22 protein-coding genes are annotated in these 23,010 nt (G+C 54.5%); 16 read left to right on the plus strand and 6 right to left on the minus strand.

Features of this window, described 5'->3' with window-relative positions:
- The first annotated feature begins 83 nt into the window (after positions 1 to 83).
- The 11 genes from N1249_RS19810 to npr all read left to right on the plus strand — a co-directional run bounded on the left by N1249_RS19810 (position 84) and on the right by npr (position 8,003).
- Positions 84 to 1,061: a calcium/sodium antiporter gene (locus N1249_RS19810; protein WP_014071947.1), complete on the plus strand. Its 978-nt coding sequence runs from the start codon at positions 84 to 86 to the stop codon at positions 1,059 to 1,061.
- A 13-nt stretch (positions 1,062 to 1,074) separates the two neighbouring features.
- A complete protein-coding gene (kdsD, locus tag N1249_RS19815; RefSeq protein ID WP_014071948.1) occupies positions 1,075 to 2,061 on the plus strand; it encodes an arabinose-5-phosphate isomerase KdsD in 987 nt (328 codons plus the stop codon).
- A gap of 14 nt (positions 2,062 to 2,075) precedes the next feature.
- Complete coding sequence (kdsC, locus tag N1249_RS19820) at positions 2,076 to 2,642, plus strand: 3-deoxy-manno-octulosonate-8-phosphatase KdsC (RefSeq protein ID WP_014071949.1); 567 nt, start codon at positions 2,076 to 2,078, stop codon at positions 2,640 to 2,642.
- A complete protein-coding gene (lptC, locus tag N1249_RS19825; protein WP_259832375.1) occupies positions 2,639 to 3,214 on the plus strand; it encodes an LPS export ABC transporter periplasmic protein LptC in 576 nt (191 codons plus the stop codon). The genes kdsC and lptC overlap by 4 nt, the downstream gene beginning before the upstream one ends.
- Positions 3,183 to 3,737 carry a lipopolysaccharide ABC transporter substrate-binding protein LptA gene (lptA, locus tag N1249_RS19830; protein WP_259832384.1) on the plus strand — a complete coding sequence of 185 codons (555 nt, stop codon included), beginning with the start codon at positions 3,183 to 3,185 and terminating at the stop codon, positions 3,735 to 3,737. Before lptC ends, lptA begins: the two co-directional genes overlap by 32 nt.
- Positions 3,738 to 3,743: 6 nt before the next feature.
- Positions 3,744 to 4,469 carry an LPS export ABC transporter ATP-binding protein gene (gene lptB / locus N1249_RS19835; RefSeq protein ID WP_014071952.1) on the plus strand — a complete coding sequence of 242 codons (726 nt, stop codon included), beginning with the start codon at positions 3,744 to 3,746 and terminating at the stop codon, positions 4,467 to 4,469.
- 47 nt (positions 4,470 to 4,516) lie between these two features.
- Entirely contained in the window at positions 4,517 to 5,950 is a 1,434-nt protein-coding gene (rpoN, locus tag N1249_RS19840; protein WP_259832406.1) for an RNA polymerase factor sigma-54, read from the plus strand.
- 22 nt (positions 5,951 to 5,972) lie between these two features.
- Positions 5,973 to 6,260 carry a ribosome hibernation promoting factor gene (hpf, locus tag N1249_RS19845; RefSeq protein WP_166718038.1) on the plus strand — a complete coding sequence of 96 codons (288 nt, stop codon included), beginning with the start codon at positions 5,973 to 5,975 and terminating at the stop codon, positions 6,258 to 6,260.
- 82 nt (positions 6,261 to 6,342) lie between these two features.
- Complete coding sequence (ptsN, locus tag N1249_RS19850) at positions 6,343 to 6,834, plus strand: PTS IIA-like nitrogen regulatory protein PtsN (protein ID WP_014071955.1); 492 nt, start codon at positions 6,343 to 6,345, stop codon at positions 6,832 to 6,834.
- Between the two features lie 45 nt (positions 6,835 to 6,879).
- A complete protein-coding gene (gene rapZ / locus N1249_RS19855) occupies positions 6,880 to 7,734 on the plus strand; it encodes an RNase adapter RapZ (RefSeq protein WP_182062681.1) in 855 nt (284 codons plus the stop codon).
- Entirely contained in the window at positions 7,731 to 8,003 is a 273-nt protein-coding gene (gene npr / locus N1249_RS19860) for a PTS phosphocarrier protein NPr (RefSeq protein WP_003861872.1), read from the plus strand. Before rapZ ends, npr begins: the two co-directional genes overlap by 4 nt.
- A gap of 39 nt (positions 8,004 to 8,042) precedes the next feature.
- Here the strand turns inward: npr and mtgA are convergent, their stop codons facing one another.
- From mtgA to lptF, 5 genes are all read right to left on the minus strand, one after another.
- Positions 8,043 to 8,768, minus strand: coding sequence for a monofunctional biosynthetic peptidoglycan transglycosylase (mtgA, locus tag N1249_RS19865; RefSeq protein WP_259832413.1), 726 nt, complete (start codon positions 8,766 to 8,768; stop codon positions 8,043 to 8,045).
- Positions 8,765 to 9,418 (minus strand): isoprenoid biosynthesis glyoxalase ElbB, encoded by a 654-nt coding sequence (elbB, locus tag N1249_RS19870; RefSeq protein ID WP_259838225.1) that lies wholly within the window; start codon positions 9,416 to 9,418, stop codon positions 8,765 to 8,767. The genes mtgA and elbB overlap by 4 nt, the downstream gene beginning before the upstream one ends.
- A gap of 231 nt (positions 9,419 to 9,649) precedes the next feature.
- The gene (gene arcB, locus N1249_RS19875) at positions 9,650 to 11,983 is read right to left on the minus strand and encodes an aerobic respiration two-component sensor histidine kinase ArcB (protein ID WP_259832416.1); all 2,334 of its coding nucleotides are present in this window, start codon (positions 11,981 to 11,983) and stop codon (positions 9,650 to 9,652) included.
- 137 nt (positions 11,984 to 12,120) lie between these two features.
- A complete protein-coding gene (gene lptG / locus N1249_RS19880; protein ID WP_014071960.1) occupies positions 12,121 to 13,203 on the minus strand; it encodes an LPS export ABC transporter permease LptG in 1,083 nt (360 codons plus the stop codon).
- Entirely contained in the window at positions 13,203 to 14,303 is a 1,101-nt protein-coding gene (lptF, locus tag N1249_RS19885) for an LPS export ABC transporter permease LptF (protein WP_259832420.1), read from the minus strand. The genes lptG and lptF overlap by 1 nt, the downstream gene beginning before the upstream one ends.
- Before the next feature lie 266 nt (positions 14,304 to 14,569).
- Here lptF and pepA point away from each other — a divergent pair, with 266 nt between their 5' ends.
- The 5 genes from pepA (at position 14,570) to N1249_RS19910 (ending at position 21,228) form a co-directional block, all read left to right on the plus strand.
- Positions 14,570 to 16,081, plus strand: a complete 1,512-nt coding sequence (gene pepA / locus N1249_RS19890) for a leucyl aminopeptidase (protein WP_014071962.1) — start codon at positions 14,570 to 14,572, stop codon at positions 16,079 to 16,081.
- Positions 16,082 to 16,199: 118 nt separating this feature from the next.
- Entirely contained in the window at positions 16,200 to 16,643 is a 444-nt protein-coding gene (gene holC / locus N1249_RS19895) for a DNA polymerase III subunit chi (RefSeq protein WP_217188227.1), read from the plus strand.
- Entirely contained in the window at positions 16,643 to 19,498 is a 2,856-nt protein-coding gene (locus tag N1249_RS19900; RefSeq protein ID WP_259832443.1) for a valine--tRNA ligase, read from the plus strand. Before holC ends, N1249_RS19900 begins: the two co-directional genes overlap by 1 nt.
- Before the next feature lie 123 nt (positions 19,499 to 19,621).
- On the plus strand, positions 19,622 to 20,125 hold the full coding sequence (locus N1249_RS19905; protein WP_259832445.1) for a GNAT family N-acetyltransferase: 504 nt from the start codon (positions 19,622 to 19,624) through the stop codon (positions 20,123 to 20,125).
- 83 nt (positions 20,126 to 20,208) lie between these two features.
- Complete coding sequence (locus N1249_RS19910; protein WP_259832448.1) at positions 20,209 to 21,228, plus strand: NAD(P)-dependent alcohol dehydrogenase; 1,020 nt, start codon at positions 20,209 to 20,211, stop codon at positions 21,226 to 21,228.
- Positions 21,229 to 21,318: 90 nt separating this feature from the next.
- Here the strand turns inward: N1249_RS19910 and N1249_RS19915 are convergent, their stop codons facing one another.
- Entirely contained in the window at positions 21,319 to 22,956 is a 1,638-nt protein-coding gene (locus N1249_RS19915; RefSeq protein WP_259832451.1) for a dihydroxyacetone kinase subunit DhaK, read from the minus strand.
- Positions 22,957 to 23,010: the final 54 nt, after the last annotated feature.

Here is a 23,010-nt window from a genome sequence, read left to right on the forward strand (position 1 = left end):
GAATTCGTTACGTCTTAGACTGTATGCAGCACCAAAATTCACGCGCAGTGGACCGGCGAGTATACCTGAAGAAAGGACTTTTGATGCTTTTAGCAACAGCACTGTTAATAATTGGTTTACTTTTGGTGGTCTACAGTGCTGACCGTTTGGTATTCGCTGCATCAATATTGTGCCGGCTGATTGGCGTGCCGCCTATCATCATCGGGATGACGGTCGTCAGCGTCGGGACGTCTCTTCCTGAAATTATCGTTTCTGTCTCGGCATCGCTTCATGGCCAGGTCGATCTCGCTATCGGCACGGCCATAGGTTCCAACATCGTCAATATCCTGCTGATTCTTGGTCTGGCTGCACTGTTGCACCCATTTCGCGTGCATTCTGATGTTCTGCGCCGTGAATTGCCGCTAATGTTAATCGTAAGCCTGTTGGCGGGCTGTGTGCTCTATGATGGCGTGCTGAGCTATAGCGACGGCATTTTCTTACTGGCGCTGGCGGTAATTTGGCTGCTGTTTATCGTTAAAATCGCCCGTCAGGCAGAAAAACAGGGCAATGATAGCCTCACGCGTGAGCAGGTGGCAGAGCTGCCGCGGGAAGGAACGTTACCGGTCGCGCTGCTTTGGCTTGGCGTGGCGCTCATTATTATGCCAATGGCTACCCGCATGGTAGTGGATAATGCCACCGTGCTGGCAAACGCCTTCGCCATGAGCGAATTAACCATCGGCCTGACCGTGATTGCTATCGGTACCAGCCTGCCGGAACTGGCAACCGCCATTGCAGGCGCGCGTAAGGGTGAGGATGATATCGCGATTGGCAATATCATCGGCTCGAACATTTTCAATATCGCGATCGTGACCGGCTTGCCGGCATTGATATCGCCAGGGCCGTTTAATCCGCTGGCATTTTCGCGCGATTACGGTGTGATGTTGCTGGTCAGCGTTATTTTCGCCCTGCTCTGCTGGCGGCGAAAACGCCAGATTGGCAAAGGCGCAGGCGCGCTGCTGACAGGTGGATTTATCGTATGGATGGCGATGCTGTACTGGCTTTCGCCTCTTCTCTCTGGGTAAACGGAAACGCATTATGTCGCAAATAGAATTGCAGCCGGGTTTTGACTTTCAGAAAGCAGGCAAAGAAGTTCTGGAGATTGAACGTGAAGGTCTGGCGCAGTTAGATCAGTACATTAATCAGGATTTTAGTCTGGCATGTGAGAAGATGTTCTACTGTGCCGGCAAAGTCGTGGTTATGGGGATGGGCAAGTCTGGCCATATCGGGCGCAAAATGGCCGCCACGTTCGCCAGCACCGGGACCTCTTCATTCTTTGTTCACCCTGGGGAAGCGGCACATGGCGACCTGGGCATGGTCACTCCGCAGGATGTGGTCATTGCGCTGTCGAATTCTGGTGAATCTAACGAGATCCTGGCGCTGATCCCGGTGTTGAAACGGCTGCACGTCCCACTGATTTGCATGACCAGCCGCCCGGAAAGCAGCATGGCACGCGCCGCGGATATTCACCTGTGCGTCAAAGTGCCAAAAGAAGCGTGCCCGTTAGGTCTTGCCCCGACGTCCAGCACCACTGCTGCGCTGGTCATGGGCGATGCGCTTGCGGTGGCATTACTCGAAGCCCGTGGTTTTACGCCTGAAGATTTCGCACTTTCTCATCCTGGCGGTGCGCTGGGACGCAAGCTGCTGCTTCGGGTAAACGATATTATGCATACGGGCGATGAGATCCCGCACGTAAGCAAAGCCGCGTCACTGCGCGATGCATTACTGGAAATTACCCGCAAAAATCTTGGCATGACGGTCGTTTGCGACGATCTGATGAAAATTCAGGGGATCTTCACTGACGGTGATTTACGCCGCGTGTTCGATATGGGCGTGGATGTTCGCACGTTAGGCATCGCCGATGTCATGACGCCAGGCGGGATCCGCGTTCGTCCTGGCACCCTGGCAGTGGATGTGCTGAACCTGATGCAGTCCCGCCACATAACCTCAGTGATGGTTGCCGATGGCGACCAACTGCTGGGTGTGGTACATATGCATGATCTTCTACGCGCTGGCGTAGTGTAATGAAGGATAAGACAATGAGTAATGCGGGTGCATCCCTTGCAACCTGTTATGGTCCGGTGAGTACAGCCATGATGGCGAAGGCGGAAAACATCCGTCTACTGATCCTGGATGTAGATGGCGTACTCTCCGATGGCCTGATTTACATGGGCAATAATGGCGAAGAGCTAAAAGCATTCAATGTTCGCGACGGTTACGGCATTCGCTGCGCGCTCACATCCGGCATCGAAGTTGCTATCATCACCGGGCGAAAAGCTAAACTTGTAGAAGACCGCTGCGAAACGTTGGGCATTACCCATCTGTATCAGGGGCAATCCGACAAGATGTTGGCATTCAACGATTTGCTTGCGAAACTGTCCATCGCGCCTGAACATGTTGCCTATGTGGGCGACGATCTGATCGACTGGCCGGTGATGGCCGAAGTGGGTCTGAGCATCGCGGTAGCCGATGCCCATCCGCTGTTGATACCGCGTGCTGACTATGTCACCCACATCAACGGCGGTCGCGGTGCCGTACGTGAAGTCTGCGATCTGCTTCTGCTGGCGCAGGGCAAGCTTGAAGAGGCCAAAGGGCAATCAATATGAGTAAAACCAGACGTTGGGTTATCATTCTGCTAACGCTTGTCGCACTGGTACTGATTGGCGTCAACCTCGCTGACCGTGACGATACCCAAACGGAAGTGATCAACACCAGCGATCCAACATACAAAAGCGATCACAGTGATACGGTGGTTTACAGCCCGGAAGGTGCGCTGAACTATCGCCTGATTGCAAAGCATGTTGAGTATTTTTCAGATGATGGTATCTCGTGGTTTACCCAACCGGTAATGACCACATTTGATACCGATAAAGTGCCAACGTGGTCGATCAAGTCTGACAGAGCAAAATTAACAAATGACCGTATGCTTTATCTGTATGGTCATGTTGAGGTCAACGCCCTGACCGCTGACTCTCAACTGCGTAAAATTACAACAGATAATGCCCAGATTAACCTGGTGACCCAGGATGTGACTTCGCAGGATCTGGTTACACTGTATGGCACAACATTTAATTCCAGCGGTCTGAGAATGCGCGGGAACTTACGCAGCAAAAACGCCGAGCTGATTGAAAAGGTTAGATCCTCTTATGAAATTCAAAACAAACAAACTCAGCCTTAAAGCCATTATCGCCAGCGCACTGCTGGCAGCCAGTCTTCCCGCACTTGCTGTGACTGGCGATACCGAACAGCCGATTCATATTGAATCTGACACCCAGTCTCTCGATATGCAGGGTAATGTCGTCACCTTTACCGGCAACGTCGTCATGACTCAGGGCACCATCAAAATTAACGCCGACAAAGTGGTCGTCACCCGTCCAGGTGGTGAGCAGGGCAAAGAAATTATTGATGGCTACGGCAGCCCGGCAACCTTCTACCAGATGCAGGACAACGGTAAACCGGTTAAAGGCCACGCCACCCATATGCACTATGAACTGGCGAAGGATCTTGTCATCCTGACTGGTAACGCCTACCTGGAGCAGCTGGACAGCAATATCACCGGCGACCAGATCACCTATCTGGTGAAAGAGCAGAAAATGCAAGCTTCCAGCGAGAAAGGCAAACGCGTTACTACCGTGCTTGTTCCTTCACAGCTGCAAGATAAAGGCAAAGGCCAGGCCCCGGCACAGAAGAAGAGTAACTAATTCGTTATGGCAACATTAACTGCAAAAAATCTCGCTAAGGCCTATAAGGGCCGCCGCGTCGTGGAAGATGTCAGTCTGACCGTCAACTCCGGCGAAATTGTTGGCCTTTTAGGCCCTAACGGTGCGGGTAAAACCACCACCTTCTACATGGTGGTAGGTATTGTACCGCGTGATGCAGGCAACATTGTCATTGATGATGAAGATATCAGCCTGCTGCCGCTGCACGCCCGTGCACGCCGTGGTATCGGCTATCTTCCTCAGGAAGCGTCCATTTTCCGTCGTTTAAGCGTCTTCGATAACCTGATGGCCGTGTTGCAGATCCGCGACGATCTGTCGAGCGAGCAGCGTCAGGATCGTGCTAACGAACTGATGGAAGAGTTCCATATTGAACACCTGCGCGATAGCTTAGGTCAGGCGCTGTCAGGCGGTGAACGTCGTCGTGTCGAGATTGCGCGCGCGCTGGCTGCAAACCCGAAATTCATCCTGCTGGATGAACCCTTCGCGGGCGTTGACCCTATTTCCGTCATCGATATCAAACGTATTATTGAACATCTGCGTGACAGCGGGCTTGGCGTACTGATCACTGACCACAACGTCCGTGAAACGCTGGCCGTGTGTGAACGCGCCTATATTGTGAGCCAGGGCCATCTGATCGCCCACGGTACGCCGCAGCAGATCCTCGAAGATGAGCATGTTAAGCGCGTGTACCTTGGGGAAGACTTCAGACTCTGATAGGGTAGAGGTAACGTAACGCCGAACCGGAGAAAAATGCTCTGAACATGAAGCAAGGTTTGCAATTAAGGCTCAGCCAACAACTGGCGATGACGCCACAGCTACAACAAGCTATCCGCCTGTTGCAGCTGTCCACGTTAGAACTACAGCAGGAACTCCAGCAAGCACTGGACAGTAACCCGTTGCTGGAGCAAACCGATCTTCATGACGAGGTAGACACTCAGCAAACGCAAGACACCGAAACGCTCGATACCGTTGATGCTCTCGAACAAAAAGAGATGCCGGACGAGCTGCCTCTGGATGCCAGCTGGGATGAAATCTACACCGCAGGAACCCCATCCGGGACGCGTGCAGACTACCAGGATGATGAGCTACCGGTCTATCAGGGTGAAACCACCCAGTCGCTTCAGGATTACCTGATGTGGCAGGTGGAGTTAACCCCCTTCTCTGACACCGATCGTGCAATTGCGACGTCCATTGTCGATGCCGTTGATGACACCGGATATTTGACCGTTTCTCTGGACGATATTCTTGAGAGCATCGGCGATGATGAGATCGAACTCGAGGAAATTGAAGCGGTTCTGAAGCGTATTCAGCGCTTCGACCCGGTTGGCGTGGCCGCGAAAGATCTGCGCGACTGCCTGCTGATCCAGCTTTCTCAGTTCGCCAAAGAGACCCCGTGGATTGAAGAAGCCCGGTTAATCATCAGCGATCATCTGGATCTGCTGGCGAACCATGACTTCCGCACCCTGATGCGCGTCACCCGCCTTAAAGAAGAGGTGTTGAAAGAAGCCGTCAACCTGATCCAGTCGCTCGACCCTCGCCCTGGCCAATCCATCCAGACCAGCGAACCCGAATATGTAATCCCGGATGTGCTGGTCAGAAAGCATAACGGCCGCTGGGTTGTCGAACTGAATTCCGACAGCATTCCTCGCCTGCAAATCAATCAGCAGTACGCCTCCATGTGCACCAGCGCACGCAACGACTCCGACAACCAGTACATTCGTAGCAATCTTCAGGAAGCGCGATGGCTGATCAAGAGTCTGGAGAGCAGAAATGATACGCTGCTCCGTGTAAGCCGCTGTATTGTCGAGCAGCAGCAGGCGTTCTTTGATCAGGGCGAAGAGTATATGAAACCGATGGTGCTGGCAGATATCGCCCAGGCCGTCGAAATGCATGAATCAACCATTTCCCGCGTGACCACGCAGAAGTATCTGCACAGTCCACGCGGTATTTTTGAGCTTAAGTATTTCTTCTCCAGCCACGTGAATACCGAAGGCGGCGGCGAAGCCTCGTCGACGGCCATTCGCGCACTGGTGAAGAAGTTGATCGCCGCGGAGAATCCCGCGAAGCCACTGAGTGACAGTAAGTTAACCACCATGCTGTCCGATCAGGGTATCATGGTGGCACGCCGTACTGTTGCAAAGTATCGAGAGTCTTTATCCATTCCGCCGTCTAACCAGCGTAAACAACTGGTCTGACACAACCGATAAGGAAGACACTATGCAGCTCAACATCACAGGACACAACGTCGAAATTACTGAGGCTTTACGCGATTTTGTGAACGCTAAGTTCGCGAAACTTGAGCAGTATTTCGAAAGGATCAACCAGGTCTATATTGTGTTGAAAGTGGAGAAAGTGACTCATATCTCGGATGCAACCCTGCACGTGAACGGGGGTGAACTCCATGCCAGTGCGGAAGGGCAAGACATGTATGCTGCTATCGACGGCTTGATTGACAAGCTTGCACGACAGCTCAATAAACATAAAGATAAACTGAAACAACACTAATTGTCCGGGCAGTTAACGGGTGCAGGAAGGCCTGTTGTGAAACACAACAGGCCATTTGTACAGTTAGCGCTTAGGTGAAATTATGATGAACAACGATTCCGCTCTTCAACTGAGCAATGTCCTTAACCAGGAATGTACCCGCAGTGGCGTTCACTGCCAGAGCAAAAAACGTGCGCTGGAAATCATCAGTGAACTGGCCGCAAAACAGCTGGGCCTGCCGTCTCAGGTGGTGTTCGAAGCTATTCTGACCCGCGAAAAAATGGGCAGTACTGGCATTGGCAACGGCATTGCTATCCCGCATGGCAAGCTGGAAGAAGACACCCTGCGTGCCGTTGGTGTTTTTGTGCAGCTCGAAACGCCGATCGCCTTCGACGCCATCGATAATCAGCCAGTCGATCTCCTCTTCGCGCTGCTGGTTCCTGCTGACCAGACCAAAACCCATCTGCATACGCTTTCGCTGGTCGCCAAACGTCTGGCCGATAAAACCATTTGCCGTCGACTGCGCTCAGCCCAAAGTGATGAAGAGTTATATCAAATTATCACTGAAGCAGAAGGCAATCAGGATGATGCATAACCGGGAGATGGCCTTCACATCTGTTGTCCTGAGGAGAAACGGAACATGGTGCTGATGATCGTCAGCGGTCGTTCAGGGTCGGGGAAATCCGTCGCCCTCCGCGCGCTTGAAGATATGGGCTTTTACTGTGTCGATAACCTGCCGGTTGTGCTGCTGCCCGACCTGGCCCGGACGCTCGCGGACCGACAAACGTCTGCTGCCGTCAGTATCGACGTCCGTAACATGCCAGAATCACCGGAAGTCTTTGAACAGGCGATGAGCAACCTGCCTGACTCGTTTTCACCTCAGCTATTGTTCCTTGATGCTGACCGTAACACGCTGATCCGTCGTTACAGCGATACCCGCCGTTTGCATCCGCTCTCCAGCAAGAATCTCTCTCTGGAAAGCGCCATCGACGAAGAGAGCGACCTGCTGGAGCCGCTGCGCTCCCGTGCCGACCTGATTGTCGACACCTCTGAAATGTCCGTTCACGAGCTGGCCGAAATGCTGCGTACCCGTCTGCTGGGTAAACGCGAGCGCGAACTGACCATGGTGTTCGAATCCTTCGGCTTTAAGCACGGCATTCCTATCGATGCGGATTATGTTTTCGACGTGCGCTTCCTGCCTAACCCCCACTGGGATCCAAAACTGCGTCCAATGACCGGTCTTGATAAACCCGTGGCGGCGTTCCTCGACAGGCACACAGAAGTTCACAATTTTATCTACCAGACGCGCAGCTACCTTGAGCTATGGTTACCTATGCTGGAAACAAACAATCGCAGCTACCTGACGGTGGCGATTGGCTGTACCGGTGGTAAACATCGTTCGGTGTACATTGCCGAACAGCTGGCCGACTACTTCCGCTCACGCGGGAAGAACGTTCAGTCCCGTCATCGCACGCTGGAAAAACGTAAAACATGACCGTAAAACAAACTGTTGAAATCACGAATAAGCTGGGTATGCACGCCCGCCCGGCGATGAAACTGTTTGAACTGATGCAGGGTTTTGATGCGGAGGTTCTGCTGCGTAACGATGAAGGTACAGAGGCTGAAGCCAATAGCGTCATCGCGCTACTGATGCTGGATTCTGCCAAAGGCAGACAAATTGAAGTTGAGGCTACAGGCCCACAGGAAGAAGAAGCTCTGGCGGCGGTGATTGCGCTGTTCAACGCAGGGTTCGACGAAGATTAAGATCTGCTAGTCAGGCGGGTGGCGCTGTGCTTACCCGCCCTACATCAGCTTATTACGCTGCATAAATCCTTCCCCACCTAACTGACGCATCTGGCGTATGATCCACGCCTGACGGCTTCGCACGTACCCTGATGGGGCGTTGGCCTTAAAGCGGATGGGATTAGGCAAGACGGCGGCCAGGAGTGCCGCTTCGGACATACTCAGTCGGCTGGCCGGTTTATGGAAATAACGTTGCGCGGCGGCTTCGACACCAAATACCCCATCGCCAAACTCAGCGATATTCAGATAGACGGTCAGAATACGTTTTTTGCTCCAGACCGTTTCCATGCCCAGCGTCAGACCCGCCTCAAGACCTTTTCGCAGCCAGCTGCGACCATCCCATAAAAACAGGTTTTTTGCCGTCTGCTGAGAAAGCGTGGATGCACCCCGGACACGATCTTCATGTCTCTCGTTATGCGCCAGCGCTTTCTGGATTGCCGCCACGTCAAACCCCCAGTGATCCGGGAATTTCTGATCTTCTGCGGCAATCACCGCCAGCCCCATAAACGGAGAGATCTGATCCATGCTCACCCAGTCAGAGTGCGCAACGTAGCCGAAATCACCGGATAACCAGGCGCTAAGCTGGCGCTCAACCATCACGGCAGAAAAAGGGACAGGCATGATGCTAAACAGGGCGATACCACCACCCCAGAAAACAGCCAGGACGATGACAATACGCAACAGGATCCGTTTGGCCCACGCGCCAGCCTTAAATTTTCGGATCATTCAGTCAGAACCAACACTCTGTCCACCAGCTTCTCAATACCGGCAGCTGCCTCAGCGATGTTTTGCGCCAGCATATAGGCAGGTGTTGTGACAATCTTATTGTCCTCATCCACCACGATGTCATCGACCGGGCAAGGCACATGTTCGCCCCCCATATCTTCAATCACTTCTGCGGTATCGATATCTGTCCCGATGGTCAGGCGCGGCGGGAAATCGAAAATTTTTGGCAGCATGGCAGGGGCAATACAGATAAAGCCCAGCGGCTTGCCGGCAGAATGCATCGCCTGGGCCAGCACGCTAAGATCCCTGTCGACCAGGCATCCACTTCCCTGGGCTGCAAAGGTGCTTAAATTTTTGGCCGCGCCAAAGCCCCCCGGAACAATGAGTGCGTCAAGTTCTGCGGCATTTGCCTGCGCCAGGGGATAAATATCACCCCGCGCAATTCGGGCCGCTTCAATCAGCACGTTACGGGTTTCCGGCATGGCTTCGCCAGTCAGATGATTTATCACATCCACCTGATTTTTATCCGGGGCGAAGCAGATAATCTCAGCGCCACGTCTGGCTAATGCCAGCAGCGTTATTACCGATTCATGTATCTCAGAACCGTCGTAAACACCGCACCCACTCAGCACGACACCAATCTTTTTCATCATGACGTTCCTTCTTTGCAAATCGCTGAAGCATATTAATAATTCTGATTAAAACGCTATGCTTCACACATTTCACTGATTCATGTAACAAAGTATTTAAGATTTGCTATCTTATCTGCGTGCGGCCTAAATTTTCGGGCGGCGTCCATGCGAAAACAACACAAAAAATCAGGCGCAGCCAAGATTTCCCTGGTGTTGGCGCAGTATTCGCGCACCCCGGTTAAGCCGGGGTCATTTTTTTCTGGCGTCCACCCAGGCTTTCAGCACCGCCACATCGTTCTGCCACTCTTGTTTCATCTCTTCAACCCATTCACCCACGTTATCTTCCCATGCAGGTAAATCCGGGGATTGAATCTGTTGACCGAGCTGTTGCAGATGACGCAAACCAACCGAACCGGCAGCACCCTTAATTTTATGGCCCTCTTCAACGATCCCTTTTTGATCGCGCGCGGTCAGGTTCGATTCCAGCACACTTAAATATCCCGGCATCATTTTTTCAAACACGGCCAGACCGTCGGTGATCAGTTTCGGACCAACCAAATCGATGTATTGCTCAAGCATGGCAGTATCCAGAATCGCTTGTGTCTTCGCGCTATCAACAGACGTCATGGTGCTCTCCTCTTCATCACAGGTATCCCAGAACTTCTTAATCATGGCGGTTAATGCAGGAACCGCCAGCGGCTTGCTGAGCACATCGTCCATACCGGCATCGAGATACTCTTTTTTGTCCTTCAGCACGTTCGCCGTCAATGCCACCAGCGGCGGCAGCTCATCGGCGGCGTATTTACGCGTCAGCTCACGGGAGATATCCAGCCCGGTCATGTCCGGAAGCTGAATATCCAGCAGCACCAGGTCGTACTCGCCTGGCGTGAACATATCCAGCGCCGCCTGGCCGGTCATCGCCACATCCACGCTGTTACCCAATTTTTCCAGTACCGAGCGCGCCACAATCACGTTCAGCTCAATGTCTTCCACCAGCAGGACATGCAGTGCAGGCAGCGGCATTTCGTCGTTATCGAAGGTGTCTTCAACCTCTTCTGCGACCGCTGGGGCATGAACCGTCAGCGTAAAGACAGAGCCTTTGCCCGGCTGGCTGGCGACGGTAATATCCCCGCCCATGCTTCTGGCCAGACGCTTGGAGACGGCCAGGCCAATCCCGGTGCCCGTTGCCGGTTTACCGCCGTGACTGTCTTTCACCTGGTAATACATCGCGAAGATTTTATCCTGCTCTTCCTGCGGGATGCCGATACCGGAATCCTCAACTTCGAAGTGCAGCATATCCCCTTCGTCATAGCGGATACGCACAGCCACCCGACCCTTCTGGGTAAATTTCACCGCGTTGCTGATCAGGTTCCACAGGATCTGGCGCAGGCGCGTGCCGTCGGTGGTCACTTTATGCGGCAGCGGCAACGTTGGCTCCATCACAAAGCTCAGTCCCTTTTGCTGAGCCTGCAACCCGGACAGGTTTTCCAGGTCGGCCAGGAAGCTGGTGAAATCCACCGGCTGGTTATCAAGCTGAACTTTACGACGCTCCATCTTATCCATGTCGATAATATCGTTGAAGATATTACCCAGCGTCACCGCTGAGACATGGATCGTTTTCAGGTATTTTTCCTGCTCGCCCGTTAATTCCGTATCCAGCAGGATGCGGCTCAGGCCGACAATCCCGTTCAGCGGCGTGCGCAGTTCATGGCTGATGGTGGAGATAAACGTGGTTTTGTCGCGGCTGGCGCGCTCCAGGGCATCCTGATATCGCTTACGCTCGGTGATATCACGGCCAAAGCCCATCAGGCCGTGGCGTTTCCCCACGCGGTCGTAGTACGGCACCTTACGGATTTCAAAGCAGGCTTTCCGCCCATCCGGGTAGTCCAGCCACTGCTCATAGGTGAGAGAAACATTATGGCGGAAGACCTTCTCATCCGTTTCCATTACCTTCGCCGCCGCCTCTTCAGAATAGACATCCTGCGGCTTAAGGTTAACGAGCTGTTTCTCGCTTTTCCCGGTGAGCAACTCCATCGCCCGGTTACAGCCGGAAAACTCTTTATCTTCGTTACGGTAGAAAACCAGATCCGGCGAGGCATCAAGGAAGGAGCGCAGGAAAGAGGATTGCTGTTCGAGCTGAATTTGCGTCACCTCACGCTCTTTCATTTCTATTTTCAGCTGCTCAAGCGTGGCCTGACGTTCGGCTTCGGCTTTCTCACGATCTGAAATCTCCTGGTTGAGCTGGGCAATATTGTCCTTGAGCTGGACGTTAAGTTTGAGATCGCGCTCGCGCATCTCTTCCAGCTTCTCAACCAGTTTTGATAAACGCTGTCGGGACTCCTCAAGCTGCTCTACCACCACGGAGAGGAAATAGACCGCCCAGGGCGTAATCAGCAATCCGAAGAAGATAGAGCGGATCACGTCGATACTTTCGACCTGACCATGCAAGACCATGGTGACAGCCATCTGCACAACAATCGCCAGAACAACCAGCGCCAGAGCCAGCAGCATGGAGAAACGTACCAGGCCGAGCTTCATCATCAGGTCGACATAGTACTGGGCCAGCATTCGAATTTGCTTCATAGAGGATCCCTTCACGACTTTATCGCTCAATAATACTCAAATTCAGGGCGGGGCGGTGGAGGTTGTGAGAAAAAGTGCGGGGTGAAACAGGAGATTAGCCTCGCTCCCGACGGGCCGGGAGCGAGGAGAAGCAATTATCAGGAACGTTTCAGAAGCAGCCAGAGGCTGATCAGCAGGAAACTGGCGCTTGGCAACAGCGCACCGATAATCGGCGGGATGCCATAAACCAGGGTCAGCGGGCCAAAGATCTGGTCGAGAACGTAGAACACGAACCCGCAGCTGATACCGGTTACGACGCGAACCCCCATCGGCACGCTACGCAACGGCCCGAAGATAAACGACAGCGCCATCAGCATCATGACCGCAACGGACATCGGCTGGAAAATCTTGCTCCACATATTGAGCTGATAACGCCCGGCGTCCTGGCCGCTCGATTTCAGGTATTTCACGTAGTTATGCAGACCGCTAATGGACAGCGCATCAGGATCTAACGCCACCACACCCAGTTTGTCCGGGGTAAGGTTGGTCTTCCACGTACCAGAAACCGTCTGAGAGCCGGTGATCTGTTTCGGGTCTTTGAGGTCTGATTCATCAACCTGTGATAAGCGCCATTGCTTATGCTCGGGATCAAACTTCGCAGAGGACGCATGACGTACAGACTGCAAACGACGCTGGTCGTTGAAAGCGTAAATACTCACGCCACCCAGTTCATCATCGCCTTTCACGCGTTCAATGTAGACAAAGTTATTGCCATCTTTTGCCCACAGCCCTTGCTGGGTCGAGAGCAATGAGCCACCGTACATGGCCTGCGCACGATAGTTACGCGCCATCTGCTCACCCTGCGGGGCAACCCACTCGCCGATCGCCATAGTCAGCAGCACCAGCGGAATAGCGGTTTTCATCACCGAGAGGGCAACCTGCAAACGGGTAAACCCGGAAGCCTGCATCACCACCAGCTCGCTGCGCTGAGCCAGCATCCCCAGGCCAAGCAGTGCGCCTAACAGAGCGGCCATCGGGAAGAAGATCTGGACATCTTTTGGTACGCTGAGAAGGGTATACATTCCCGCGCCCAACGCGTCGTAGCTGCCCTGCCCGGCTTTTTTCAGCTGGTCGACAAATTTGATAATGCCGGAGAGCGACACCAGCATGAACAAGGTCATCATGATGGTGGAGAAAATGGTTTTACCGATGTAGCGGTCGAGAACGCCAAACGCCTGCATTACAACGCTCCTTTACGCGAGAATCGGGCACGAATGCGGCGCACCGGCACCGTATCCCACAGGTTTAATCCCAGCGCCAGCAGGATATACAAACTGTTGACCACCCACGTCCAGATCATTGGATCAAGTTTACCCTTCGCACCATTCGAACGAATCGAGGTTTGCAGCAGGAAGTAGACCAGATACAGCAGCATCGCCGGCAGCATTGAGAGCACGCGGCCCTGACGCGGGTTAACCACGCTCAGCGGAACGACAATCAGCGCCATCATAAACACGGTGAATACGAGAGTAATACGCCAGTGGAACTCTGCGCGCGCCCTGTCGGTATCGGTGTTCCAGAGCGTGCGCATATCCATCTGTTCGGTATCGCCTGGATCAAGCGCAACCGCCTGGTGACCAATAATGGCCTGATAGTTCTCGAAGTCCGTAATACGGAAATCGCGAAGCATCGCGGTGCCTTCAAAACGGGTACCTTTATTCAGCGTAACAATCTGGGAACCATCTTTACGCTGCGCCAGCTGGCCTGAATCGGCAACCACAACTGACGGGCGAGCATTGCCCTTCGTTCGCAGCTGCGCGAGGAATACGTCATTGAATTTGCTGCCATCAACGCTTTCGATGAACAGCACAGAGTTACCGTCGGTGGCCTGCTGGAACTGCCCTTGCGCTAACGCCGCCATACCCGGGTTGGCTTTGGCTTCGGCCAGCACTTCATCCTGATGGCGAGAGGACATCGGGCCCGCCCACATGACATTCACCGCAGCAACAATCCCGGTAAACAGCGCCAGTATCATGGCGGCCTTCACCAGCACGGCTTTACTCAAGCCGCAGGCATGCATGACCGTGATTTCACTTTCGGTATAGAGTCTGCCCAGCGTCATGAGCAAACCGAGGAAAAGACTCAGCGGCAGAATGAGCTGCGCCATCTCCGGGATCCCCAGCCCAAGCAGGGAAAGCACCAGATTTGTTGGGATTTCGCCGTCAACGGCCGCACCGAGGATCTTCACCAGCTTCTGACAGAAGAAGATCAGCAGCAGGATGAACAGGATCGCCAGTTGGCTTTTGAGCGTTTCCCGCACCAGATATCTTATGATTATCACTTTAAATACGCCCGTAAAAACCCGTCTTTTTGCTGGAAAATCGCTTGTTTCATGGCTTAAACGTCATTTATTCTCTTGAGTCGTCGAAATCATCGCTAAGATTAAAAAACCCGGCGGATTCACGCTTCAGGATATTTTCTGACGTGTCGAAACCGTAATAACGTAAGATTAACACGAAGTCACCACAACAGCGGACATGAGTTACGAAAGGTTTCAATTCTATCCGTAGCAGCCGCCGTTGTCTTTAAGATTCAGGAGCGTAGTGCATGGAGTTCAGTGTAAAAAGCGGTAGCCCGGAGAAACAGCGGAGTGCCTGCATCGTTGTGGGCGTCTTTGAACCACGCCGACTCTCCCCGATCGCCGAACAACTCGATAAAATCAGTGACGGCTATATCAGCGCCCTGCTGCGCCGTGGCGAACTGGAAGGCAAACCTGGGCAGACGCTGTTACTGCACCATGTTCCGAACGTACTGTCCGAGCGCATTTTGCTGATTGGTTGTGGCAAAGAGCGCGAACTGGATGAACGCCAGTACAAGCAGGTTATTCAGAAAACCATTAACACGCTGAATGACACCGGCTCAATGGAAGCGGTCTGCTTTCTGACCGAACTGCATGTAAAAGGGCGTAACACCTACTGGAAAGTGCGTCAGGCCGTTGAGACGGCAAAAGAGAGCCTGTACAGCTTTGATCAGCTTAAGACCAACAAGAGCGAGCCACGTCGTCCGCTGCGTAAAATGGTCTTTAACGTCCCTACTCGTCGCGAACTGACCAGCGGCGAGCGCGCCATCCAGCACGGTCTGGCGATTGCCGCCGGAATTAAAGCCGCAAAAGATCTTGGCAACATGCCACCGAACATCTGTAACGCGGCATATCTGGCTTCCCAGGCACGCCAGCTGGCGGACTCGTACAGCAAGAACGTCATCACCCGCGTGATTGGCGAACAGCAGATGAAAGAGCTGGGGATGCACTCTTACCTCGCGGTCGGCAACGGTTCTCAGAACGAATCGCTGATGTCAGTCATCGAGTACAAGGGCAACCCGTCTGAAGAAGCACGTCCGATTGTGCTGGTCGGTAAAGGCCTGACCTTCGACTCCGGCGGTATCTCCATCAAACCTGCCGAAGGCATGGACGAGATGAAGTACGACATGTGCGGCGCGGCAGCGGTGTACGGCGTGATGCGAATGGTCGCTGAGCTTCAGCTGCCAATTAACGTCATTGGCGTGCTGGCTGGTTGTGAAAACATGCCTGGCGGTCGCGCGTATCGTCCGGGTGATGTGCTGACCACCATGTCTGGCCAGACCGTTGAAGTGCTGAACACCGATGCCGAAGGCCGTCTGGTGCTGTGCGATGTGCTGACCTACGTTGAGCGCTTCGAGCCAGAAGCGGTTATCGACGTTGCGACGCTGACCGGCGCCTGCGTGATTGCTCTGGGTCACCACATTACCGGCCTGATGTCGAACCACAACCCGCTGGCCCATGAGCTTATCGGCGCGTCCGAACAAGCCGGTGACCGCGCATGGCGTCTGCCGCTGGGCGACGAGTATCAGGAACAGCTGGAGTCCAACTTTGCGGATATGGCGAACATCGGCGGCCGTCCTGGTGGTGCTATCACCGCTGGCTGCTTCCTGTCGCGCTTTACCCGCAAGTACAACTGGGCACACCTCGACATCGCGGGCACCGCATGGCGCTCCGGTAAAGCCAAAGGCGCAACCGGTCGTCCGGTCGCGTTGCTGTCGCAGTTCCTGCTCAATCGTGCGGGTTTTAACGGCGAAGAGTGATGTAAAACGCCGGGTGGCGGTTTCGCCTTACCCGGCCTGTAGCGTCACTCAACCGTAGGCCGGGTAAGCGTAGCGCCACCCGGCTTTGCATTTAAATCCACGACAAGAAGCCCCATATATGAAGAATGCAACGTTCTACCTTCTGGACAACGACACCCATCAGGATGGCCTGAGCGCCGTTGAACAGCTGGTGTGTGAAATTGCCGCAGAACGTTGGCGCGCAGGCAAACGCGTTCTGATTGCCTGTGAAGATGAGCAGCAGGCGATCCGCCTTGATGAAGCGCTATGGGCGCGCCCGCCGGAGAGTTTTGTTCCGCATAATTTGTCTGGCGAAGGGCCTCGCGGTGGTGCACCGGTCGAAATTGCCTGGCCGCAGAAGCGCAACAGTAGCGCGCGTGATGTGCTGATTAGCTTGCGCATCGATTTTGCAGATTTTGCCACCGCTTTCACAGAAGTGGTAGACTTTGTCCCCTACGAAGAAACTTTGAAACAACTTGCCCGCGAGCGCTACAAAGCGTACCGCCTGGCTGGTTTTAACCTGAATACGGCAACCTGGAAATAATGGAAAAGACATATAACCCACGCGATATCGAACAGCCGCTTTACGAGCACTGGGAACAGCAGGGCTATTTCAAGCCTAACGGCGATGAAAGCAAAGAGTCCTTCTGCATCATGATCCCGCCGCCGAACGTCACCGGCAGTTTGCATATGGGTCATGCTTTCCAGCAGACCATCATGGACACCATGATCCGCTACCAGCGTATGCAGGGTAAAAACACCCTGTGGCAGGCGGGGACTGACCACGCGGGTATCGCGACCCAGATGGTGGTTGAACGTAAAATTGCCGCTGAAGAAGGTAAAACCCGCCATGACTACGGTCGCGATGCCTTCATCGACAAAATCTGGCAGTGGAAAGCGGAATCCGGCGGCACCATTACCCGCCAGATGCGCCGTCTCGGCAACTCCGTGGACTGGGAGCGCGAGCGCTTCACCATGGACGAAGGTCTTTCCAACGCCGTGAAAGAAGTGTTTGTCCGTCTGTACAAAGAAGACCTGATTTATCGTGGCAAGCGCCTGGTAAACTGGGACCCGAAACTGCGCACCGCGATCTCTGACCTGGAAGTGGAAAACCGCGAGTCTAAAGGCTCCATGTGGCATATCCGCTATCCGCTGGCTGACGGCGCAAAAACCGCAGACGGTAAAGATTACCTGGTTGTTGCAACCACCCGTCCGGAAACCCTGCTGGGCGATACCGGCGTGGCCGTTAACCCGGAAGATCCGCGCTATAAAGATCTGATCGGCAAATTCGTGGTACTGCCGCTGGTTAACCGCCGTATTCCGATTGTGGGCGACGAACACGCCGACATGGAAAAAGGTACCGGCTGTGTGAAAATCACCCCGGCGCACGACTTTAACGACTATGAAGTCGGTCGTCGTCACGCCCTGCCAATGATCAACATTCTGACCTTCGACGGTGATATCCGTGAAAGCGCAGAAGTGTATGACACCAAAGGCGAAGAGTCTGACGTTTACTCAAGCGACATCCCGGCTGAGTTCCAGAAGCTGGAACGTTTTGCTGCACGTAAAGCCATCGTTGCTGCTGTTGACGCACTGGGCCTGCTGGAAGAGATCAAACCGCACGATCTGACCGTGCCGTACGGCGACCGTGGCGGCGTGGTTATCGAACCGATGCTGACCGACCAGTGGTACGTGCGTGCCGACGTGCTGGCAAAACCGGCTGTTGAAGCGGTTGAGAACGGCAGCATTCAGTTCGTGCCGAAGCAGTACGAAAACATGTACTTCTCCTGGATGCGCGATATTCAGGACTGGTGTATCTCCCGTCAGCTGTGGTGGGGCCACCGTATCCCGGCATGGTATGACAACGAAGGCAACGTTTACGTTGGCCGTACTGAAGACGAAGTGCGTCAGGAAAACAACCTGAGTGCCGACGTTGCCCTGCGTCAGGACGAAGACGTGCTGGATACCTGGTTCTCCTCCGCGCTGTGGACCTTCTCCACGCTCGGCTGGCCAGAAAACACCGATGCGCTGCGTCAGTTCCACCCAACCAGCGTGATGGTTTCCGGCTTCGACATCATCTTCTTCTGGATTGCCCGCATGATCATGATGACCATGCACTTCATCAAAGATGAAGATGGCAAGCCGCAGGTTCCGTTCCATACCGTCTACATGACCGGTCTGATCCGTGACGATGAAGGGCAGAAAATGTCCAAGTCCAAGGGCAACGTTATTGACCCTCTGGATATGGTTGACGGTATCTCTCTGGAAGACCTGCTGGAAAAACGTACCGGCAACATGATGCAGCCGCAGCTGGCTGAGAAAATCCGCAAGCGCACCGAGAAGCAGTTCCCGAACGGGATCGAGTCTCACGGTACCGACGCCCTGCGCTTCACCCTGGCGGCGCTGGCCTCTACCGGCCGCGACATTAACTGGGACATGAAGCGTCTGGAAGGTTACCGCAACTTCTGTAACAAGCTGTGGAACGCCAGCCGCTTCGTGCTGATGAACACCGAAGATCAGGATTGCGGTTTCAACGGCGGCGAGATGACGCTATCTCTGGCGGACCGCTGGATCCTGGCGGAATTCAACCAGACGGTGAAAGCGTTCCGCGACGCGCTGGACAGCTACCGCTTCGATATCGCCGCGGGCATCCTGTACGAATTCACATGGAACCAGTTCTGTGACTGGTATCTGGAGCTGGCGAAGCCGGTCATGAATGGCGGTACTGAGGCGGAACTGCGCGGTACGCGTAATACGCTGATCACCGTGCTGGAAGGTCTGCTGCGTCTTGCGCATCCGGTCATTCCATTCATCACCGAAACCATCTGGCAGCGTGTGAAGGTTATTGCAGGTATCGACGCAGACACTATCATGTTGCAGCCGTTCCCGGAATTCGATGCAGCGAAGGCTGATGAGGCGGCGTCCGCGGATACCGAATGGCTGAAACAGGCGATCGTTGCTGTGCGTAACATCCGTGCAGAAATGAACATCGCGCCAGGTAAACCGCTTGAGCTGCTGCTGCGCGGTTGCAGCGAAGCTGCTGTTCGTCGTGTCACCGAGAACAACACTTTCCTGCAAACCATGGCGCGTCTGGAGAGCATCACCGTGCTGCCTGCTGATGACAAAGGTCCGGTATCCGTGACCAAAATCATCGACGGCGCCGAGCTGCTGATCCCAATGGCGGGCCTGATCGACAAAGACGCTGAGCTGGCTCGTCTGGCGAAAGAAGTGGCGAAAGTCGACGTGGAAATTGGCAAAATCGAAAGCAAACTGGCGAACGAAGGCTTTGTGGCCCGCGCGCCGGAAGCGGTCATTGCCAAAGAGCGTGAACGTCTGGTTGCCTTCGCTGATGCGAAGACCAAGCTGATTGAGCAGCAGGCTGTTATCGCAGCCCTGTAATGCTTTTACCCCTTACGCTTCAGGGCGTAAGGGGTTTCCTTCCTGAAATATCCTCGCTTGCACTCCCCTTTATGCGGTGCTATTAACAGCAGATGTGTGTCAATTTTTGTCATGAGTAATGCTATGAGCGTGATTACCCCCGTCGCAACCAACATGCGTCGGATCACTGAGCAGGACAACCCGGCCATCGCCGCCGTCATCCGCACGGTTTCTGCCGAATATGGCCTCACCGCCGATAAAGGCTATACGGTTGCCGACCCTAACCTGGATGAGCTGTTCCAGCTATACAGCCAGCCGGGCCATGCCTACTGGGTTATCGAGCAGGACGGCAAGGTCGTGGGCGGCGGCGGTGTTGCGCCACTCAGTTGCAGTGAACCAGATATCTGTGAACTCCAGAAAATGTATTTTCTGCCTGCGGTCCGCGGGCAAGGTCTGGCGAAGAAACTGGCGCTGCTGGCCTTTGAACACGCGCGTGCTCTGGGTTTTAAACGCTGCTACCTCGAAACAACCGCCTTCCTCAAAGAAGCTATCGGCCTGTATGAACATCTGGGTTTTGAGCATATTGATGCGCCGCTTGGCTGTACCGGCCATGTTGATTGCGAAGTCAGAATGCTGAAAAATCTGTAAATTTCGTTCCTGCCGTCTTCTGTTAAGCGACTGTAAACTGAATGCTCTACACTCTCAGTTCACACCATAACGGGGGAAACACGATGTCGAAGATAAAAAGCTACGCCGCACCGCAGGCGGGTGCAGAGCTTGAACTGTACGAGTACGATGCGGGCGATTTAAAAGCTGAAGACGTCGAAGTGCAGGTTGATTACTGCGGGATCTGCCATTCAGATCTCTCCATGATCGACAACGAATGGGGCTTCTCCAGCTATCCGCTGGTTGCCGGACACGAAGTGATCGGACGCGTCGTCGCCCTCGGAACCGCTGCGCAGGATAAAGGCCTGAAGATCGGCCAGCGCGTGGGGATCGGCTGGACGGCACGCAGCTGTGGTCACTGTGATGCCTGTATCAGCGGCAATCAGATCAACTGCCTGGAAGGCTCTACGCCGACCATCCTGAACAAAGGCGGTTTCGCCGATAAACTGCGTGCCGACTGGCAATGGGTTATTCCGCTGCCGGACAGCATTGATATCGAATCCGCAGGCCCGCTGCTGTGTGGCGGTATCACGGTGTTCAAACCACTGCTGATGCACCATATCACCGCCACCAGCCGCGTCGGCGTGATTGGTATTGGCGGTCTGGGTCATATCGCGATCAAACTGCTGCACGCAATGGGCTGCGAAGTCACGGCATTTAGCTCTAACCCGGCGAAAGAGAAAGAAGTGCTGGCGATGGGTGCCGATAAAGTGGTGAACAGCCGCGATCCAGAGGCACTGAATGCGCTCGCGGGTCAGTTTGATTTGATCATCAACACCGTTAACGTCGATCTTGACTGGCAGCCGTACTTTGAAGCCCTGGCCTACGGCGGTAACTTCCACACCGTCGGTGCCGTAATGAAGCCACTGCCGGTTCCGGCGTTTACGCTGATCGGCGGGGATCGCAGCGTGTCTGGCTCGGCTACCGGTACACCTTTCGAGTTGCGCAAGCTGATGAAGTTTGCCGGACGCACCAAAGTGGCCCCAACCACTGAGCTGTATCCGATGTCGAAAATCAATGAAGCTATCCAGCACGTTCGTGACGGCAAAGCCCGTTATCGCGTGGTGTTAAAAGCGGACTTTTGATGTGACATTGCCGGGTGGCGGCTTCGCCTTACCCGGCCTACATCCGGTTTTGCAGGCCCGGTAAGCGCAGCGCCACCGGGCTATTCTCACCTATCGCACCAGTGCCGAAAACACCTCTGCCACCGCGACCGCTCCCGGATCCATCACCCCGTCCAGATTCTCTTTATTCACATACGACGAGCGACCCGCACCGGCTTTCACCATGTTCGCCGTTGCCTCTGCACCCTCTTTCGCCGCCCGTGCCGCCGCATGTAGATCGCCTTTCTGCAAGGCTTCAAGCGCCGGTTGCAGGGCATCGATCAGCGTGCGATCGCCGAGATCCGCCCCGCCATATTGCTTCATCTGGGCAAGCCCGCTCAACAGTGCCTCCGGCAAAGATTGCCCGTCATGCAGTTTCTGCCCGGCGGCGGTGAAGAAGATCGACATTAACACGCCGCTCGATCCGCCCATTACCGTTGCCAGTCGCTCCCCCACCAGCAACAACAGCGCGGGCAGATCGTTAAGCGGAAGTTTCCCCGCCTCCAGATACTGCGCAATGTCCCGCGCGCCTTGCGCAAAGGTTGAACCGGTATCACCGTCGCCGACTTTTGCATCGAGGGCATTCAGCCGGTTTTCCAGCCCGGAAAGCGTGTCCGTTGCCGCCGACACAAAGCCCGCCACATGTGGATTTTCCGATGGGGTATATTCCACGCGGTCATGAATGGCGCTGTGCGCAACGGTACGCAATGGCGCAAACGCCACCGGCTTCTGCCAGCCCAGCGTCTCAACGTCTTCATGAAGCGCTTTTTCGAACAGGTCATTAAGCTTCAACAACGACAGGGAAAACCCTTTCATATCCAGCGAACTCACCAGCAGCGCCGGGCCAATCAGCCAGGCTATCTGCTCTTTCAGCGCGGAATGCGCCAGCTCTTTGGTCAGCAGCGCCATCTCCAGTGCCGACACGCCGCCAAGATTATTGATTAGCACCGCAAACCGCCCCTCGCCAGCCCGCGCTTTCAGCGCGTTGACCAGCGTGTCGATAATCTCTTTGCTGTTTTGCGTATCAACAACCGATGCCCCCGGTTCACCATGAATGCCCAGGCCCAGCTCGACATGGCCTTTTATGATGCGGCCTTCTTCATCATCGCTGCCCGGCAGGTTGCAGGTCTGCATGGCCACTCCCAGGCTCCAGAGGTTGTCACAGGCCTGTTGCGCAATGTCCCGCACTTCGCCCAGCGATTTACCGTGCTCGGCGGCGTAACCCGCAATCTTGTGAACCAGCGCCGTGCCCGCAATGCCGCGCGGCTGTTTGTTATCCGGCAGGGCAATGTCATCCGCGACAATCACCATTTCAACCTTCAGGCCATAGCGTTTGGCTTTTTCCGCCGCCAGGCCAAAGTTAAGGCGATCCCCGGTATAGTTTTTGACGATCAGCAGGCAGCCACGGTCGCCCGTCACCGCCACAATGGCATTCAACACCGCATCCACGCTCGGCGAGGCAAACAGGTCGCCACAGACTGCCGCCGTCAGCATCCCTTTCCCGACAAACCCGGCATGAGCCGGTTCATGCCCTGAACCTCCGCCAGAAATAACCGCCACACGGCTCTTATCCCAGTCACTGCGTGCCACCACACGGATGGCCGGGTCGATATCAAGTTTGACGAGGTTGCCGTGCGGAGCAGAAATCAAAATGCCTTCAATGGCGTCGTTGACCAGCTGTTTGCGGTCGTTAAAGAAGAATCTGGACATAATTTCCTAAAATGTTGTGAACCGTATGCAAAAGCATAGCCCGCACTGGATAAT

The organism is Enterobacter sp. CP102, from assembly GCF_025152625.1.
Classification (GTDB): domain Bacteria; phylum Pseudomonadota; class Gammaproteobacteria; order Enterobacterales; family Enterobacteriaceae; genus Enterobacter; species Enterobacter soli.